Origin of the sequence: Polaromonas sp. YR568, from assembly GCF_943371715.1 — a bacterium.
Lineage (GTDB): Bacteria > Pseudomonadota > Gammaproteobacteria > Burkholderiales > Burkholderiaceae_C > Polaromonas.
In genome coordinates this window covers 124,503-140,000 of sequence record NZ_CALRVW010000006.1, presented here as the reverse complement: position 1 = coordinate 140,000, position 15,498 = coordinate 124,503, and the positions used below count along the sequence as shown (strand labels likewise).

At 64.6% G+C, this 15,498-nt stretch carries 13 protein-coding genes; 10 read left to right on the top strand and 3 right to left on the bottom strand.

The window, feature by feature from the left end:
• Nucleotides 1–103 precede the first annotated feature (103 nt).
• The 9 genes from AAG813_RS06880 to AAG813_RS06840 all read left to right on the top strand — a co-directional run bounded on the left by AAG813_RS06880 (nucleotide 104) and on the right by AAG813_RS06840 (nucleotide 10,349).
• The gene (locus tag AAG813_RS06880) at nucleotides 104–781 is read left to right on the top strand and encodes a Crp/Fnr family transcriptional regulator (RefSeq protein WP_341913199.1); all 678 of its coding nucleotides are present in this window, start codon (nucleotides 104–106) and stop codon (nucleotides 779–781) included.
• A 69-nt stretch (nucleotides 782–850) separates the two neighbouring features.
• Entirely contained in the window at nucleotides 851–3,196 is a 2,346-nt protein-coding gene (locus AAG813_RS06875; RefSeq protein ID WP_341913197.1) for a DNA translocase FtsK 4TM domain-containing protein, read from the top strand.
• A gap of 200 nt (nucleotides 3,197–3,396) precedes the next feature.
• Nucleotides 3,397–4,014: an outer membrane lipoprotein chaperone LolA gene (lolA, locus tag AAG813_RS06870; RefSeq protein WP_341913258.1), complete on the top strand. Its 618-nt coding sequence runs from the start codon at nucleotides 3,397–3,399 to the stop codon at nucleotides 4,012–4,014.
• An 18-nt stretch (nucleotides 4,015–4,032) separates the two neighbouring features.
• Nucleotides 4,033–5,373 (top strand): replication-associated recombination protein A, encoded by a 1,341-nt coding sequence (locus AAG813_RS06865; protein WP_341913195.1) that lies wholly within the window; start codon nucleotides 4,033–4,035, stop codon nucleotides 5,371–5,373.
• A gap of 263 nt (nucleotides 5,374–5,636) precedes the next feature.
• The gene (locus AAG813_RS06860) at nucleotides 5,637–6,566 is read left to right on the top strand and encodes a branched-chain amino acid ABC transporter permease (RefSeq protein ID WP_341913193.1); all 930 of its coding nucleotides are present in this window, start codon (nucleotides 5,637–5,639) and stop codon (nucleotides 6,564–6,566) included.
• A gap of 10 nt (nucleotides 6,567–6,576) precedes the next feature.
• Nucleotides 6,577–7,665 (top strand): ABC transporter ATP-binding protein, encoded by a 1,089-nt coding sequence (locus AAG813_RS06855; RefSeq protein ID WP_341913191.1) that lies wholly within the window; start codon nucleotides 6,577–6,579, stop codon nucleotides 7,663–7,665.
• 10 nt (nucleotides 7,666–7,675) lie between these two features.
• Nucleotides 7,676–8,443, top strand: coding sequence for an ABC transporter ATP-binding protein (locus tag AAG813_RS06850; RefSeq protein WP_096666533.1), 768 nt, complete (start codon nucleotides 7,676–7,678; stop codon nucleotides 8,441–8,443).
• A gap of 14 nt (nucleotides 8,444–8,457) precedes the next feature.
• The gene (locus AAG813_RS06845; RefSeq protein WP_341913187.1) at nucleotides 8,458–9,186 is read left to right on the top strand and encodes an ABC transporter ATP-binding protein; all 729 of its coding nucleotides are present in this window, start codon (nucleotides 8,458–8,460) and stop codon (nucleotides 9,184–9,186) included.
• Between the two features lie 170 nt (nucleotides 9,187–9,356).
• Entirely contained in the window at nucleotides 9,357–10,349 is a 993-nt protein-coding gene (locus tag AAG813_RS06840; protein WP_341913185.1) for a tripartite tricarboxylate transporter substrate binding protein, read from the top strand.
• A gap of 593 nt (nucleotides 10,350–10,942) precedes the next feature.
• Here AAG813_RS06840 and AAG813_RS06835 read toward each other — a convergent pair.
• Nucleotides 10,943–11,986 (bottom strand): CDP-6-deoxy-delta-3,4-glucoseen reductase, encoded by a 1,044-nt coding sequence (locus tag AAG813_RS06835; protein WP_341913184.1) that lies wholly within the window; start codon nucleotides 11,984–11,986, stop codon nucleotides 10,943–10,945.
• Between the two features lie 65 nt (nucleotides 11,987–12,051).
• Here AAG813_RS06835 and AAG813_RS06830 point away from each other — a divergent pair, with 65 nt between their 5' ends.
• The gene (locus AAG813_RS06830) at nucleotides 12,052–12,987 is read left to right on the top strand and encodes an NAD-dependent epimerase/dehydratase family protein (RefSeq protein WP_341913181.1); all 936 of its coding nucleotides are present in this window, start codon (nucleotides 12,052–12,054) and stop codon (nucleotides 12,985–12,987) included.
• Between the two features lie 49 nt (nucleotides 12,988–13,036).
• Here the strand turns inward: AAG813_RS06830 and AAG813_RS06825 are convergent, their stop codons facing one another.
• Together AAG813_RS06825 and AAG813_RS06820 are read right to left on the bottom strand one after the other, a co-directional pair.
• Complete coding sequence (locus AAG813_RS06825; protein ID WP_341913178.1) at nucleotides 13,037–14,092, bottom strand: S1C family serine protease; 1,056 nt, start codon at nucleotides 14,090–14,092, stop codon at nucleotides 13,037–13,039.
• Nucleotides 14,093–14,190: 98 nt separating this feature from the next.
• Nucleotides 14,191–15,489 (bottom strand): amidase, encoded by a 1,299-nt coding sequence (locus tag AAG813_RS06820; protein ID WP_341913176.1) that lies wholly within the window; start codon nucleotides 15,487–15,489, stop codon nucleotides 14,191–14,193.
• Nucleotides 15,490–15,498: the final 9 nt, after the last annotated feature.

Genomic DNA, 15,498 nt, shown 5'->3' with positions numbered 1-15,498 from the left:
ATTGTAAGAACCTGTTCCTGAAGTTTGCATCAGCCGGGAGCCGCTTCCCGGGGTGTGGGCGGGCTTTTGGATTCTTGAGTGGCGTGGTCTGGAGAAGTTTGTCATGTCTACGATGGTGTCTAACCTTGAACTGATTCGTCGGGTGCCCCTGTTCTCGATGCTGACGACCAGCCAGGCCGAATCGGTGGCCCAGGCGGTGATCAAGCGCCGCTACAAGCGTGGTGAAGCCATTGTCGAGCAGGGCAAGAAGTCCAACGCCCTGGCCATCATCCTGACCGGGCGGGCGCGCGTCGTGACCACCGATGCGCGCGGGCGCGAGGTGATCCTGGCAACCCTGCACCCCGGCGACTACCTGGGCGAGATGAGCCTGATCGACAACGAACCGCATTCGGCCACGGTGCGTACCGAAGTCCAGACCGACGTGCTGGTGGTGGGGCGGCCGGAGTTTGCCCGCTGCCTGCCCGAAAACAGTTCCATGGCCTACGCCGTCATGAAAGGCCTGGTGCAGCGCCTGCGCCAGGCTGACCGCAAGATTGAATCGCTGGCGTTGATGGATGTTTACGGCCGCGTGGCCAGGGCCTTGCTGGAGTCGGCGGTCCCGGACCGCGAGGGCAACACCGTGATCCGCGAAAAGGTCTCGCGCCAGGACCTGGCCAAAATGGTCGGGGCCTCACGCGAGATGGTCAGCCGCGTGATGAAGGACCTGGAAGAGCGCGGCTTTATCGAGACCCGCTCCGATGGCTCGATGTGGGTCAAGGACAGGCTCAACACTCTGGGCTGACGACAGTTTTTCTGTCACCTTTTTGCGTCATGCCGGCTTGGTTAACTGAGGTAAGCTCAGTGTTGCCCTATGACTTATTCGCTAGATACCCTGAACTCCAGAACCTCTTCCGCCACCGGTCCCGCAGGCGGCGTGAAACGCTTTGCGCATGAAGTCAGCCTGATCCTGGGCCTGCTCGCGCTGGTCTTCTGGCTCGGCGCGCTGATCAGCTATTCGCCGCAGGATGCGGCCTGGTCCACCACCGGCAGCAGCGAAGCGGCCAGCGCGCTCAAGGCCGGCGAGGCCATCACCCGTAACTGGGGCGGACGCCTGGGCGCACACCTGGCCGATGCCAGCTATTTCCTGTTTGGTTTTTCCGTCTGGTGGGCGCTGGCTGCGGGTGTTCGCGCCTGGCTGGGTTCGCTGGCACGTGGCCTGCGCAGTCAGCCGGCTTCCCGCACGGCCCTCGACCGCGTCAGGTTCTGGTCCTGCCTGGCGCTGCTGCTGCTGGCCAGCACGGCGCTCGAATGGTCGCGGCTGTACCGCTTTGAATTGAAGCTGCCTGGCCATGCGGGCGGGGTGCTGGGTTACCTGGCAGGACCCGCCAGCGTGAAGTGGCTGGGGTTCACCGGCTCCGGCCTGGTCTGGATTGCGGTTGGGGTGATTGCGGTGTCGGTGGTGTTTTCTTTTTCCTGGGCTCACACGGCCCAGCGCATAGGCGCCTGGATTGACGAGCTGATCGAGTCGCGCCGCGAAAAACGCGAGATGGCCGAGGATCTGGCCGTGGGCCGCGTCGCAGCGCGCGAGCGCGAGGAAATCCTGCACGAAGAACGCATCGAGATCGAGGTGCATCACCCGGTCCCGGTGCTGATCGAGCCGACACTGGCCGAGATTCCCAAAAGCGAGCGGGTGGCCAAGGAAAGGCAAAAACCGCTGTTCAGCGAAATGCCGGACTCCAAGCTGCCGCAGGTGGACCTGCTTGACGGCGCCTTGACGCGCCAGGAAACCGTGGCGCCCGAAACGCTGGAGATGACTTCGCGGCTGATCGAGAAAAAACTCAAGGACTTCGGTGTCGAGGTGCGTGTCGTGGCGGCCGCGCCCGGCCCGGTCATCACGCGTTACGAGATCGAGCCGGCCACCGGGGTCAAGGGCGCGCAGATCGTCAATCTGGCCAAGGATCTCGCGCGCGCGCTCAGCCTGGTGTCCATCCGCGTGATCGAGACGATTCCCGGCAAGAATTTCATGGCGCTGGAGCTGCCCAACGCCAAACGCCAGTCCATCAAGCTCAGCGAAATTCTGGGCTCGCAGGTGTACAACGAAGCCAAGTCCATGCTGACCATTGGCCTGGGCAAGGACATCAGCGGCGCGCCGGTGGTGGCCGACCTGGCCAAGATGCCGCACTGCCTGGTGGCCGGCACCACCGGCTCGGGCAAGTCGGTCGGCATCAACGCGATGATCCTGAGCCTGCTCTACAAGGCCGACGCGCGCGATGTGCGCCTGTTGCTGATCGATCCGAAGATGCTGGAGATGAGTGTCTACGAAGGCATTCCGCATTTGCTGGCACCCGTGGTCACCGACATGCGCCAGGCCGCGCACGGCCTGAACTGGTGCGTGGCCGAGATGGAAAAACGCTACAAGCTGATGAGCAAGATGGGCGTGCGCAACCTGGCCGGCTACAACGTCAAGATCGACGAAGCCAAGGCGCGCGGCGAGTTCATCTACAACCCCTTCAGCCTCACGCCCGAGCAGCCCGAGCCGCTGGAGCGCCTGCCCTACATCGTGGTGGTGATCGACGAGCTGGCCGACCTGATGATGGTGGTCGGCAAGAAAATCGAGGAGCTGATCGCCCGCCTGGCGCAAAAGGCGCGCGCTGCCGGCATTCACCTCGTGCTGGCCACCCAGCGCCCCAGCGTGGACGTGATCACCGGCCTGATCAAGGCCAACATTCCGACGCGGCTGTCCTTTCAGGTCAGCAGCAAGATCGACAGCCGCACCATCCTCGACCAGATGGGCGCCGAAGCGCTGCTGGGCATGGGCGACATGCTGTACATGCCCAGCGGCACCGGTTTTCCGGTCCGCGTGCATGGCGCCTTTGTCAGCGACGACGAGGTGCACCGTGTCGTCGCCTACCTGAAGCAGCAGGGCGAACCCAACTACATCGACGGCGTGCTCGAAGGCGGTACGGTGGACGGCGAGGGCGACCTGCTCGGTGACGGCAACGGCGGCAGCGAGGGCGACAAGGACCCGATGTACGACCAGGCGGTCGAAATCGTGCTGAAAAACCGCAAGGCCTCGATTTCGCTGGTGCAGCGCCACCTCAAGATCGGTTACAACCGGGCCGCCCGCATGCTCGAGGAGATGGAGAAATCGGGCATGATCAGCGCCATGTCGGGCAGCGGGCAGCGCGAAATTCTGGTGCCCGCACGCGCCGAATGACGACAGCAGGGGATTTACCGGGGCGATACATTGTTCAGGCAACCAATGCCCTCCGCTTGAGTCCCACAAGCACTGTTCACCCAACGGGGCTTACCCCTCCATTTGCCATGACCCATTCCCTCCGATTGTCCGCCACCGCCCGCCGTCCCCTGGTCGGCGCATGCCGGGCCACACTGGCCGGTCTCCTTGCCGTTTTTGCCATGGCTGCCAGCGCGCAGGTGAGTACTACCAACGGCCTGGAAAGCCTGGAGGCCTTTGTCAAGAACACCAAAAGCGGACGGGCCGTTTTCACCCAGGTGGTGACCAGCCCGGCACGCGAAGGGCAGACCGCCAAGACCAAAACTTCCAGTGGCGGCTTCGAATTTTTGCGCCCCAACCGTTTCAAGTTCGTCTACAAAAAACCATTTGAGCAAAGCATCGTGTCCGACGGCCAGACCCTGTGGCTGCACGACGTGGACCTGAACCAGGTCACCGCCCGCAAGCTCACGCAGGTGCTCAGCGGCACGCCCGCGGCCGTGATCGCGGCGGCGGCAGACATCAAGGCGCTGCAGGCCGATTTCACCCTGGTGCCGCAGCCGGACAGGAACGGCCTCGAATGGGTGCTGGCCACCCCCAAAACCAAGGACGGCCAAGTGCAAAACATCACCGTCGGTTTCAGGAACACCGCCAAGGGCAGCGAATTGGCGGTGCTGGAAATTCTCGACAGCTTCGGCCAGCGCTCGGTGATGACTTTCAGCGAGTTCGAGGTCAACCCGGCCCTGAATACGAGCGGTTTCCAGTTCAAGCCGCCTGCGGGCGCGGACGTGATTCGTCAATAGAAATACAGAAGAAGATACATGGCCGCTCTCGACGGGACCCCATTCGGGCAGGATGCAGATGTCCGGGCGGCGGCCCCACTGGCCGAGCGCCTGCGCCCGAAAAACCTCGGTGAGGTGATCGGCCAGCAGCACCTGCTCGGCGAAGACATGCCCCTGCGCATTGCCTTTGAGTCGGGCCAGCCCCACAGCTGCATCCTCTGGGGCCCGCCCGGCGTCGGGAAAACCACGATCGCGCGATTGATGGCCAGCAGTTTCGACGCCCACTTCATCACCATCTCGGCCGTGCTGGGCGGTGTCAAGGAGATCCGTGAGGCGGTCGAGCAGGCCAGCATCTGGCAGGGGCAGGGCGGCAAACGCACCATCGTGTTTGTCGACGAGGTGCACCGCTTCAACAAGAGCCAGCAGGACGCGTTCCTGCCGCATGTGGAAAGCGGCCTGTTCACCTTCATCGGTGCGACCACCGAGAACCCCTCGTTTGAAGTCAACTCGGCCTTGCTGTCACGCGCGGCGGTGTACGTGCTGCAGCCGCTGGGCGAGCAGGATCTCAAGCAAATCATCGCCAGAGTCCTTTCCGATAAAGCGCTGCCAGCTATTAAAAGCATAGCTACCGAGGCCGCGGACCAGCTCGTGGCCTACGCCGACGGCGACGCCCGGCGCCTGCTCAACACGCTGGAGTCACTCAACGTGGCGGCCCAGCGCGAGAAAAAGGGCGGCAGCCTGGAAGTCACGGCGCCCTGGCTGCTCAAGATACTGGGCGAGCGCATGCGCCGCTACGACAAGGGCGGCGAGCAGTTTTACGACACCATCTCGGCGCTGCACAAGTCGGTGCGCGGCTCCGACCCGGATGCCGCGTTGTACTGGCTGGTGCGTATGCTCGACGGCGGTGCCGAGCCCAAATACATGGCGCGGCGCCTGATCCGCATGGCCAGCGAGGACATCGGCCTGGCCGACCCGCGTGCGCTGCGGCTGGCGCTGGACGCCGCCGAGGTCTACGAGCGCCTGGGCTCGCCCGAGGGCGAGCTGGCGCTGGCCGAATGTGTGGTCTACCTGGCGATCGCTCCCAAGTCCAATGCGGTCTACAAGGCCTTCAACGAGGCCAGGTCACTCGTGAAAAAGGACGATAGCCGGCCGGTGCCGCTGCACCTGCGCAATGCGCCGACCAAGCTGATGAAAGACCTCGACTATGGCAAGAACTACCGTTATGCCCATGACGAAGAGGATGGTTTTGCCGCCGGCGAAAGCTACTTCCCGGACGGCATGCCGGTGCCGGTGTTTTACCGACCGGTGAACCGGGGGCTGGAGATCAGGATTGCTGATAAGTTGAATGAGTTGAAGCTGATGAACAAGCAGAAAATCTAATGGAAAACAAAACCTGCTGATAAAGCCTGATTCGGTTCGATAAATGCGGTTTCTCAAGGGTAAACCCCGCGAAAACCGACTTGCTGGCCCGTTTCTCGCTAGAGACGCATGGCTACAATTTGCGGATTAGCTCGCCACCCAATCCAGTTCTTGTCTGGTGTTGATAGGCGGGCTTTTTGTTAGCTCACGCAGCCTCACGGTGATCCCGGGGGGTCGTGGCCGCCAGGCGGAGTTGACAATTTCAACCAATCGGAGACTGAGTTATGGAAGTTTTGCTTCAGCAGATCATCAACGGGCTGGTGCTGGGCAGCATGTATGCCCTGGTCGCCCTGGGCTATACCATGGTGTACGGCATCATCAACCTGATCAACTTCGCGCACGGCGAGGTGCTGATGGTGGGCGCGCTGACAAGCTGGACCATCATCGTCTGGATGCAGGAAGCCATGCCCGGTACACCGGGCTGGATCATCCTGCTGATTTCACTGCTGATTGCCTTCGTGGTGTGCGGTGCGCTCAATTTTGCGATTGAAAAAATCGCCTACCGGCCGCTGCGCAACTCGCCCAAGCTGGCACCGCTGATCACCGCCATCGGCATGTCCATCCTGCTGCAGACCCTGGCCATGATCATCTGGAAACCCAACTACAAGCCTTACCCGACCCTGCTGCCCTCCGAGCCGCTGCAAATCGGCGGCGCCGTGATCACCGTCACGCAAATCTTCATCCTGGCTGCAACCGCCGTGTCGCTGTCCATCCTGATGTACCTGGTCAATTACACGCGGCTGGGCCGGGCCATGCGCGCCACCGCCGAGAACCCGCGGGTGGCCGCGCTGATGGGGGTCAAACCCGACACCGTGATTTCGGCGACCTTCATCATCGGTGCGGTGCTGGCGGCGCTGGCCGGGGTGATGTACGCGTCCAACTACGGCACGGTGCAGCACACCATGGGTTTCCTGCCCGGCCTCAAGGCCTTCACCGCCGCGGTGTTCGGCGGCATCGGCAACCTCGGCGGTGCGGTGCTGGGTGGCATTCTGCTCGGGCTGATCGAAGCCATTGGCGCCGGCTACATCGGCCCGCTGACCGGCGGTGTGCTGGGCAGCCAGTACTCGGACATCTTCGCCTTCATCGTGCTGATTTTTGTGCTCACGCTGCGGCCTTCGGGGCTGCTCGGGGAACGTGTGGCGGACCGGGCCTAGGAGAACTTCGATGAAAACCAAAAAAATCGTCACTTTCCTCATCGTCGCGGCGGCACTGCTGGTGCTGCCCCTGATCCTGCAGCAGGGCGGCAACGCCTGGGTGCGCATTGTCGACATGGCGCTGCTGTATGTCCTGCTGGCCCTGGGCCTGAACATCGTCGTGGGTTACGCCGGCCTGCTGGACCTCGGCTACGTGGCTTTCTTTGCCGTCGGCGCCTACCTGTTTGCGCTACTGGGCTCGCCGCACCTGGCCGATGCCTTTCCCGCGGTGAAGGCGGCCTTCCCGAACGGCCTGCACCTGCCGATCTGGGCCATCATTCCGATGGCGGCGGCCCTTGCCGGTCTTTTCGGCGTGCTGCTGGGCGCCCCCACGCTGAAGCTGCGCGGCGACTACCTGGCCATCGTCACGCTGGGTTTTGGTGAAATCATCCGCGTGTTCCTGAACAACCTGGACCGTCCGATCAACCTGACCAACGGGCCCAAGGGCATCAGCCAGATCGACTCGATGAAGTTTTTCGGGTTCGACCTGGGCAAAACGCATGAGTTCTTCGGCATCGAGTTCACCTCGGTGTCGATGTACTACTACCTCTTCCTGGTGCTGGTGATCGTGTCGGTGGTGATCTGCCACCGGCTTGAAAACTCGCGCATCGGCCGCGCCTGGATGGCGATTCGCGAAGACGAGATCGCTGCCAAGGCCATGGGCATCAACACCCGCAACCTCAAGCTGCTGGCCTTCGGCATGGGCGCGACCTTTGGCGGCGTGTCCGGCTCCATGTTTGCGGCCTTCCAGGGCTTTGTCTCGCCCGAGTCCTTCAGCCTGATGGAGTCGGTCATGATTGTGGCCATGGTGGTGCTGGGCGGCATCGGCCACCTGCCGGGTGTCATTCTCGGCGCGTTGCTGCTGGCCGCGCTGCCGGAAGTGCTGCGCCACGTGGCCGGCCCGCTGCAGGCCATGACGGGCGGCCGCCTCGACTCCGCCATCCTGCGCCAGCTGCTGATTGCGCTGGCCATGATCACCATCATGCTGTCCAGGCCGCGCGGCCTGTGGCCCGCGCCCGACCATGGCAAATCGCTGGTCAACACCGGCAACGGCAAATAAGGGCAAGGCCATGAGCGAAACCATTCTCAAAGTCTCCGGCGTCTCCAAGCGTTTTGGCGGCCTGCAGGCCCTCAGCGATGTCGGCATCCACATCGAACGCGGCCAGGTCTACGGCCTGATCGGCCCCAACGGCGCCGGCAAAACCACCTTCTTCAACGTGCTGACCGGGCTGTATACGCCCGACAGCGGCACCTTCGAGCTGGCCGGCAAGCCCTACAAGCCGTCGGCCGTGCACGAGGTGGCCAAGGCCGGCATTGCGCGCACCTTCCAGAACATCCGCCTGTTTGCCGACATGACGGCACTCGAAAACGTCATGGTGGGGCGGCACATTCGCACCAAATCGGGCCTGATCGGCGCGGTGTTTCGCACGCCGGGGTTCAAGGCCGAGGAAGCGGCCATCTCCAAACGCGCGCAGGAACTGCTCGACTATGTGGGCATCGGCAAATACGCGGACTACAAGGCGCGCACGCTGAGCTACGGTGACCAGCGCCGCCTCGAGATCGCGCGGGCCCTCGCGACCGACCCGCAGCTGATTGCCCTCGACGAACCCGCCGCCGGCATGAACGCCACCGAGAAGGTGCAGCTGCGCGAGCTGATCGACCAGATCCGCAAGGACAACCGCACCATCCTGCTGATCGAGCACGACGTCAAGCTTGTCATGGGCCTGTGCGATCGCGTCACCGTGCTCGATTACGGCAAGCAGATTGCCGAAGGCCCGCCTTCCGAGGTGCAGAAAAATGAAAAAGTGATCACTGCCTATCTGGGCACCGGTCATTGAAGGAAATCAAGAACATGGCCACCACAAGTCATACCACCCTGCTCAAAGTCACCGGCCTCAAAGTGGCCTACGGCGGCATCCAGGCGGTCAAGGGCGTCGATTTCGAAGTCAAGGAAGGTGAACTGGTCACGCTGATCGGTTCCAATGGCGCCGGCAAGACCACCACCATGAAAGCCATCACCGGCACGCAGCCGCTGCTCGACGGCGACATCGAATACCTGGGCAAAAGCATCAAGGGCCAGGGCGCCTGGGACCTGGTCAAGGAAGGCCTGGCCATGGTGCCGGAAGGCCGCGGCGTGTTCACCCGCATGACCATCACGGAAAACCTGCAGATGGGCGCCTACATCCGCGACGACAAGGCCGGCATCGCGGATGACATGGAAAAGATGTTTACGCTGTTTCCGCGCCTGCGCGAACGCAAGGACCAGCTTGCCGGCACCATGTCCGGCGGCGAACAGCAGATGCTGGCCATGGGGCGCGCGCTCATGAGCCGTCCCCGCGTCTTGCTGCTCGACGAACCGTCCATGGGGCTGTCCCCCATCATGGTCGACAAGATTTTTGAAGTCGTCAGGGACGTGTCGGCGCAGGGCGTCACCGTGCTGCTGGTCGAACAGAACGCCAGCCGGGCCCTGGGCATTGCCGACCGCGGTTATGTCATGGAGTCGGGCCTGGTCACGATGAACGGCGAGGCGAAGGCCCTGCTGGACGATCCGCGGGTGAGGGCGGCTTATCTGGGGGAGTGATGCTTCAGGGGTTTTGTGCGCCCGGTCTTTGTGTGGCGGGCGCGCGCAGCTCTTTTATTCATAGCATCCTCTGATTCCATCCGTTCGGGCTGCGTCGCCCGCAGCGTGTCCCGTCGGTCCTAGGGAATGCCACGGTGACCCCGCTTCCCGGTTTTGCCACAATCGGGGCCATGAAAACCACTTCTCTTTCCTCTTTCGCGTCCCGTGCCCTGGCGGCGGCCTCCATTGCCGTGCTGGCCCTGTCGTCAACCCTTGCCGTCGCGCAGCCCAAGGTCATGCGCATCATCGTGCCGTATGCCCCCGGCGGCCCGATCGACGTGACCGCGCGCCTGATGGCTGAGCGCGTCAAGGACACCCTGGGCACCGTGATCATTGAAAACCGGCCCGGTGGCGGCGGCAACATCGGCGCCGATGTGGTGGCCAAAGCCGCGCCTGACGGCCTGACCATCGGCATTGCCGCGGTGGCCACCCATGCCATCAACCCCTGGCTCTACAGCAAGATGCCGTACAACGCAGCGACCGACTTTGCGCCCATCACGCAGATGCTGCGCGTGCCGAACGTGCTGGTGATGAACGCCGACACCGCCAGACGCCTGAACATCAACACACTGGCGGACCTGATCGCCTACGCCAAGGCCAACCCGGCCAAGCTCAACTACGCCAGCGGCGGCAACGGCAGCGCCGGCCACCTGGCCGGTGAGATGTTCAAGAAGGAAGCCGGCATTTTTGCGCTGCACATTCCCTACAACGGCGGCAACCCGGCCCAGCTCGCGCTGCTCAGCGGCCAGGTCGATTTCAACTTCGACAACCTGGCCACCGCCTCCGCCAACATCAAGGCCGGCAAACTCAAGGCGCTGGCCGTGACCACCGAAAAGCGCAGTGCCGCACTGCCCGAGGTGCCAGCCGTGGCAGAAACACTCAAGGGTTTTGCCATCGACACCTGGTGGGGCCTGGTGGCCCCGGCCGCCACGCCGAAAGACGTGGTCGCCAAACTGAACCAGGCCTTTGTGGCTGCCCTCAATTCGCCGGAAGCCAAAACCCGCTTTGCCGCGTTGCTGGCCGAGCCGGTAGCGAGTTCGCCGGAGCAGTTTGGCGCTTTCATGAAAAGCGAGCTGGCCAAGTATGAGAAGGTGGTGAAGGCTTCCGGGGCGCGGGTGGATTGATTTATTGAGTCTTTTCAGGCTCTAGTCCTTATGCGACGGGCGTAGGAAGCTATTGAATTTATAGCGGATATTTTCTGTGGCTTGTCATCCCGGACTAGAGCCGGGATCCATGTTTGCTAACTCGCGCTTTGAGGTGTGCCAACAAGCCGGGTCTCGCCCCGGCGGGCGAGGCACTTTTCTTTGCGTCGCCAAAGAAAAGTACCCAAAAGAAAGGTGACCCGATGGTCTGGGTCCCTCCGCTTCGCTGCGGGCAACCTGTGGTGCTCGGCAAAAGCAGGGTCTGGCTAAACTCGCCTGCAGCTCAAACAACGCCAGCCCTGATCCGCTTTTGCCTGCGCTCCTCGGCCCAGCCCGACGGGTGTGGGGACAAATGCGGGTTCGGGTTCGGATGCGGGGAGACGACGACGCGCTTTGCGCGTCATCGTCGGAGTACGGGACCGTCATGTTCGCACGCGAGCGCAGCACACGCGGCCAAATGAGGCTCCCCGCCATCGCCCGGCGGGGCGAGGGAGGGGCGGGGGGAGGGAGTGGGGAGTTGCTCCTACTGCCCCATGCCAACCACTAACGGAGCGTGACGCCAGCGGTGGAAAAATTCAGGCCAGCGCTTTGGCCTTGTCCGCCTCCGTCGTAAACGAGTCCGCAAAAAACTCTTCCGGCGGCAGGCCGCCGATCGCGCTGTAGTCGGCGCGGGCCGAGTCGACCACGATGGGTGCACCACAGGCATACACCTGGTGGCTCGACAGGTCGGGGAAGTCTTCCAGCACCGACTTGTGGACGAAGCCGGTGCGGCCGGTCCAGTTGTCTTCCGGCAGCGCGTTGGAGATCACCGGCACATAGCTCAGATTGGGCATTTCCGCCACTTTGGCCAGCACCCAGTCGTTCATGTACAGGTCGGCCGGGCGGCGGCCGCCCCAGTAAAGAACTGCGGGCCGCGTGATGCCCTTGAATTGCATGTGTTCGATCAGCGCCTTGATGGGTGCAAAGCCCGTGCCCGAGGCCAGCAGCACCATGGGTTTGTCGCTGTCTTCGCGCAGGAAAAAGCTGCCGTAAGGCCCTTCGATGCGCAGGATGTCTTTTTCCTTCATGGTGCCAAACACCTGCTCGGTGAACTTGCCGCCCGGCATGTGGCGGATGTGCAGCTCAATGCCCGGGTTGTCCAGCTGCGTGTGCGGCGCATTGGCCATGGAGTAGCTGCGGCGGTCGCCGTCGCGCAGCAAAAACTCCACGTACTGGCCAGCGTGGTACTTGAACACATCGCTGGCCGGCAGCTGCAGGCGGATCACGATCACGTCGTGCGAGGCGCGCGCCAGGTTGCTCACGCGGGCCGGCATTTTCTTGATCGGGAAGGCGCTTTCGTCGGTCACCTGGCGCGACTCCAGCACCACGTCGGTCTGGGCCACGCCGCAGCAGGTCAGGATGAAACCCGCGGCTTCTTCCTCGTGCGACAGTGCCTTGAGCTGGTGCGGGCCGTGCACCACCGTGCCTTCGATCTTTTTGCACTTGCAGGAACCGCAGGCGCCGTCCTTGCAGCCGTAGGGCATGCCGATACCCTGGCGGATGGCCGCTGCCAGCAGCGCTTCGTCGGGGTTGGCGGTGAACGAGCGGCCGCTGGGCAGCACGGTGACGTTGAAAGTCATACTGGTTATCCTCTGACGTAATCCTGTTTTTATAACTCTGGCTGTTTTCAGCAGATTCCCCAATTTTGCCCTCAAACCAAAGTCCCCTTGGCGCCCTGCCTTCGCGCTTTCGCCGCCAGCGTGTTCTGATCATCGGCTGCGGCGACGTCGGCCTGCGTGTCGCACGCCAGCTGGCGCCGCGTGTGCGCCTGCTGGCCCTGACCTCGTCGTCCGAACGCCGCCCTGAACTGCGCGCCCGGCACATCACGCCGCTGGCCGGCAACCTGGACCAGCCCGCCACCTTGCGGCGGCTGGCCGGGCTGGCCACCCGCGTGGTCCACCTGGCCCCGCCGCCCGGCGAGAATCTGCCCGACTGGCGCCGCGACCCGCGCACGCTGGCCCTGTTGCGCGTCTTGCGCCTGCGCGGCCTGCCGCAAGCGGTGGTGTACGGCTCGACCAGCGGCGTGTACGGCGATTGCCAGGGCGAGTGGGCCAGCGAAACCCGCCCCGTGAACCCGCACACGCCGCGTGCCTGGCGGCGCGTTGATGCCGAGGCGCAGCTGCGCTTTTTTGGCCGTTCCAGCGGTGTGCGGGTGCACACGCTGCGCATTCCGGGCATTTACGCCCCCGACCGCGAGGGCGGCACGCCGCACGGCCGCCTGCTCAAGGGCACGCCGGTGCTGGCGCCCGACGACGACGTGTTCACCAACCACATCCATGCCGACGACCTGGCACGCGCCTGCGTGGCGGCCCTGTGGCGCGGCAAACCGCAGCGCACCACCAATGCCAGCGACGACACCGAACTGAAGATGGGCGACTACTTCGACCTCGCCGCCGACCTGTACAGCCTGCCGCGTCCGCCGCGGGTGGCACGCAGCACCGCGCAGGACGAGTTGCCGCTGATGCTGCTGAGCTTCATGAGCGAATCGCGCCGCCTCGACAACATCCGCCTGAAGCAGGAGCTGCGGCTGCGCCTGCGTTACCCCACGGTGGCAGAGGGGTTGGTGCTACAAAAAGAGTAGCTAGTGGCGCTTTCCTGGAAAGGGCTGGTGGCCGATTCGACCTGAAACCTCAGATGCCGGAAGGTTTCTTCAGGGTTTGCAGGCGGTCCTGCGCTTTCAGCACGATGGTCTTGACGTCGGCGCCCTGCAGCACGGTCAGGGTCACTTCCCCATCGGGGGCGGCCCGGTCCCAAAGTTTTTTGTAGAAATCGGCCAGCGTCGCGACCTTGGTGCCGTCCACCGCCAGCACCACGTCGCCCGCTTCCAGGCCGGCCAGCTCGGCCGGGCTGTCCTTGCTGACGCGCACGATCTGGATGCGTCCGCCCTGGTCGCTCGAATTCAGGCCCAGCCAGGGCCGGTGGCTTTGGGCGCTGGTGCCGGAACGCTGCATTTCGGCCAGGATGGGGCGCAGCAGGTCCACCGGCACAAACATGTTGCCGGGCATCGCCCGGTTTTGTCCGCTGGCGTCGGCCACCAGCAGCGAACCTATGCCCACCAGCTCCCCTTTCTGGTTGAATAGCGGCGCGCCGCTGTGGTTGGCGCTGTTGCCCAGCAAGGGCGGGCTGGTGAACAGGGCCATGTCGATGTGGTATTCCCAGGTGCCGGAAAACGGCCGTTTGCTGACCAGCCGCGTCATGCTGACATCGCCGTCGTCGCTGGCCTGCGGGCCGGTCACGGCCATCAGCGCCTCGCCCGGTTGCAGGGGCAGGCTGCTGCCCAGCACCGCGGCACTGATACCGTTACCGGCGCGCAGCGGCAGCAAGGGCCGCAGCAGGCCGAAACCGGTCGCCAGGTCGTAGGCCACGGCGCGTGCCGGCAGGGTCTTGTTCTCCTGCGTGACGATTTCAATCTGCTCGGCCTCCAGCATCAGGTAGCCGATGGTCAGGATCAGGCCGTCCGGCGCGATCACCACACCGGAGCCGCGGCGCAGCTGGCCCAGGGTCTCGGCCGAGCGCGCCTCCTCGTCCACCATCACACGCACGCCGACCACCGAGGCGTTGGCGCGTGCCAGTGCCGCAATCATTTCCTGGGCGGTTGAAGGCGGGACGGTGGTCGCCAGGGCGGGCAGGGCCGCCAGCAGGACAGCCGCCACGACGGGGTGGGTCCAACGACGAAGTGAGTACATGACAGCCTCCCGAAGCCGCAGAAAACACTGCGATTCGAGAATGCGCCCGATTCAATGCCGTGGCATTGCGCAGGGTCAAATCGCGCTGGCGGCAGGGCTTACCGGCTCAGGCGAGCGTGCACCCAGTGCGCGGCCGCCAGCAGGCGGTGGTCGTCGCCGGGGGCACCCACCAGTTGCAGGCCCACCGGCAGCCCGTGGCGGCCCCGGGCAAAGGGCAGGTGCACACAGGGCAGACCCAGCAGGGTCCAGGTCCGGCAAAACAGCGGGTCGCCCGTGCCGTCCAGCCCGGCCGGAGCCTCGCCGATGCTGCTGGGCGCCAGCAACACGTCGTGTGGTCCGAACAAGTCCTGCACCTGGTGCCGCGCCTGCGCGGTCACCTGCAGGTTGTGGACATGGGTGTCACCGCCGATGGCCAGGCCAGTGGCGATCAGCGCCTGCAGCGGCGCACTGAGCCGATCGCGGTGCCGCAGGCGCTCATGGCTCAGGGAACGCGCAGTTTCGAAAGCCTGCACCTCTTTCTGCACGGCGACCAGGCCCGACAGCTCGGGCGGCAGCACCAGCGGCGCGCCATGGCCGGCCAGCGCCGCTTCGGCCTGGGCCCAGGCCTGCTGCGTGTCCTCATCGGCCTGGTCCCACTCGGGCGTGCGGCACCAGCCAATGCGCGGCGCGGCCGTTTGCGCAAAAGCGGCAGGGTCGGCCAGCCGCGCGTCGCCGGTCAGGACCGCGCCGAGCAGCGCCACGTCGCGCACGCTGCGCGCAAAGCCGCCCACCGTGTCCAGCGTTTCCGACAGGCTTTTGACGCCGGCCCGGGGCACGCGGTTGTGGCTGGGCTTGTAGCCGACCACGCCGCAAAAAGCCGCCGGCCGTATCAGCGAGCCGGCCGTTTGGGTGCCCAGCGCCAGCGGCAGCATGGCGTCGGCCACGGCGGCGGCCGAACCGCTCGATGAGCCGCCTGGCGTGTGCTCAATGTGGTGCGGGTTGCGCGTGACGCCGGGGAACATGTTGGCCAGCTCAGTGGTCACGGTTTTGCCCAGCAGCACCGCGCCGGCCTCACGGCACAGCGCCACCGCCGCCGCATCGGCCAGCGGCTGCTGGCCGGCATAAATGGGTGATCCGTAAGCGGTGGGCAGGTCACAGGTGTCGAACAAGTCCTTCACGCCGAAGGGCAGTCCATGCAGCAGGCCGCGCACCGGCCCGGCGTCGAGTTCGCGTGCCGTTGCCAGCGCGGCTTCGGCGCCCAGCTGTACAAAGGCCTGCAGCTGCGGCTCACGTTCGGCAATGCGGTCCAGGCAGGCGCGGACCAGGTCCACGGCCTGGAGTTCGCGGCGTGCGAGCAGGGTGGCGGCTTGCCAGGCGTCGAGTTGATGCAGGGGGGTGGCGGAGCGGGAGGACGTCATGCCCGCAAG

What these genes read in the sequence shown, in the direction of transcription:
- AAG813_RS06880 (WP_341913199.1), top strand. Translation starts at nt 104, where the DNA reads ATGTCTACGATGGTGTCTAACCTTGAACTGATTCGTCGGGTGCCCCTG.
- AAG813_RS06875 (WP_341913197.1), top strand. Translation starts at nt 851, where the DNA reads ATGACTTATTCGCTAGATACCCTGAACTCCAGAACCTCTTCCGCCACC.
- lolA (WP_341913258.1), top strand. Translation starts at nt 3,397, where the DNA reads ATGGCTGCCAGCGCGCAGGTGAGTACTACCAACGGCCTGGAAAGCCTG.
- AAG813_RS06865 (WP_341913195.1), top strand. Translation starts at nt 4,033, where the DNA reads ATGGCCGCTCTCGACGGGACCCCATTCGGGCAGGATGCAGATGTCCGG.
- AAG813_RS06860 (WP_341913193.1), top strand. Translation starts at nt 5,637, where the DNA reads ATGGAAGTTTTGCTTCAGCAGATCATCAACGGGCTGGTGCTGGGCAGC.
- AAG813_RS06855 (WP_341913191.1), top strand. Translation starts at nt 6,577, where the DNA reads ATGAAAACCAAAAAAATCGTCACTTTCCTCATCGTCGCGGCGGCACTG.
- AAG813_RS06850 (WP_096666533.1), top strand. Translation starts at nt 7,676, where the DNA reads ATGAGCGAAACCATTCTCAAAGTCTCCGGCGTCTCCAAGCGTTTTGGC.
- AAG813_RS06845 (WP_341913187.1), top strand. Translation starts at nt 8,458, where the DNA reads ATGGCCACCACAAGTCATACCACCCTGCTCAAAGTCACCGGCCTCAAA.
- AAG813_RS06840 (WP_341913185.1), top strand. Translation starts at nt 9,357, where the DNA reads ATGAAAACCACTTCTCTTTCCTCTTTCGCGTCCCGTGCCCTGGCGGCG.
- AAG813_RS06835 (WP_341913184.1), bottom strand. Translation starts at nt 11,986, where the DNA reads ATGACTTTCAACGTCACCGTGCTGCCCAGCGGCCGCTCGTTCACCGCC.
- AAG813_RS06825 (WP_341913178.1), bottom strand. Translation starts at nt 14,092, where the DNA reads ATGTACTCACTTCGTCGTTGGACCCACCCCGTCGTGGCGGCTGTCCTG.
- AAG813_RS06820 (WP_341913176.1), bottom strand. Translation starts at nt 15,489, where the DNA reads ATGACGTCCTCCCGCTCCGCCACCCCCCTGCATCAACTCGACGCCTGG.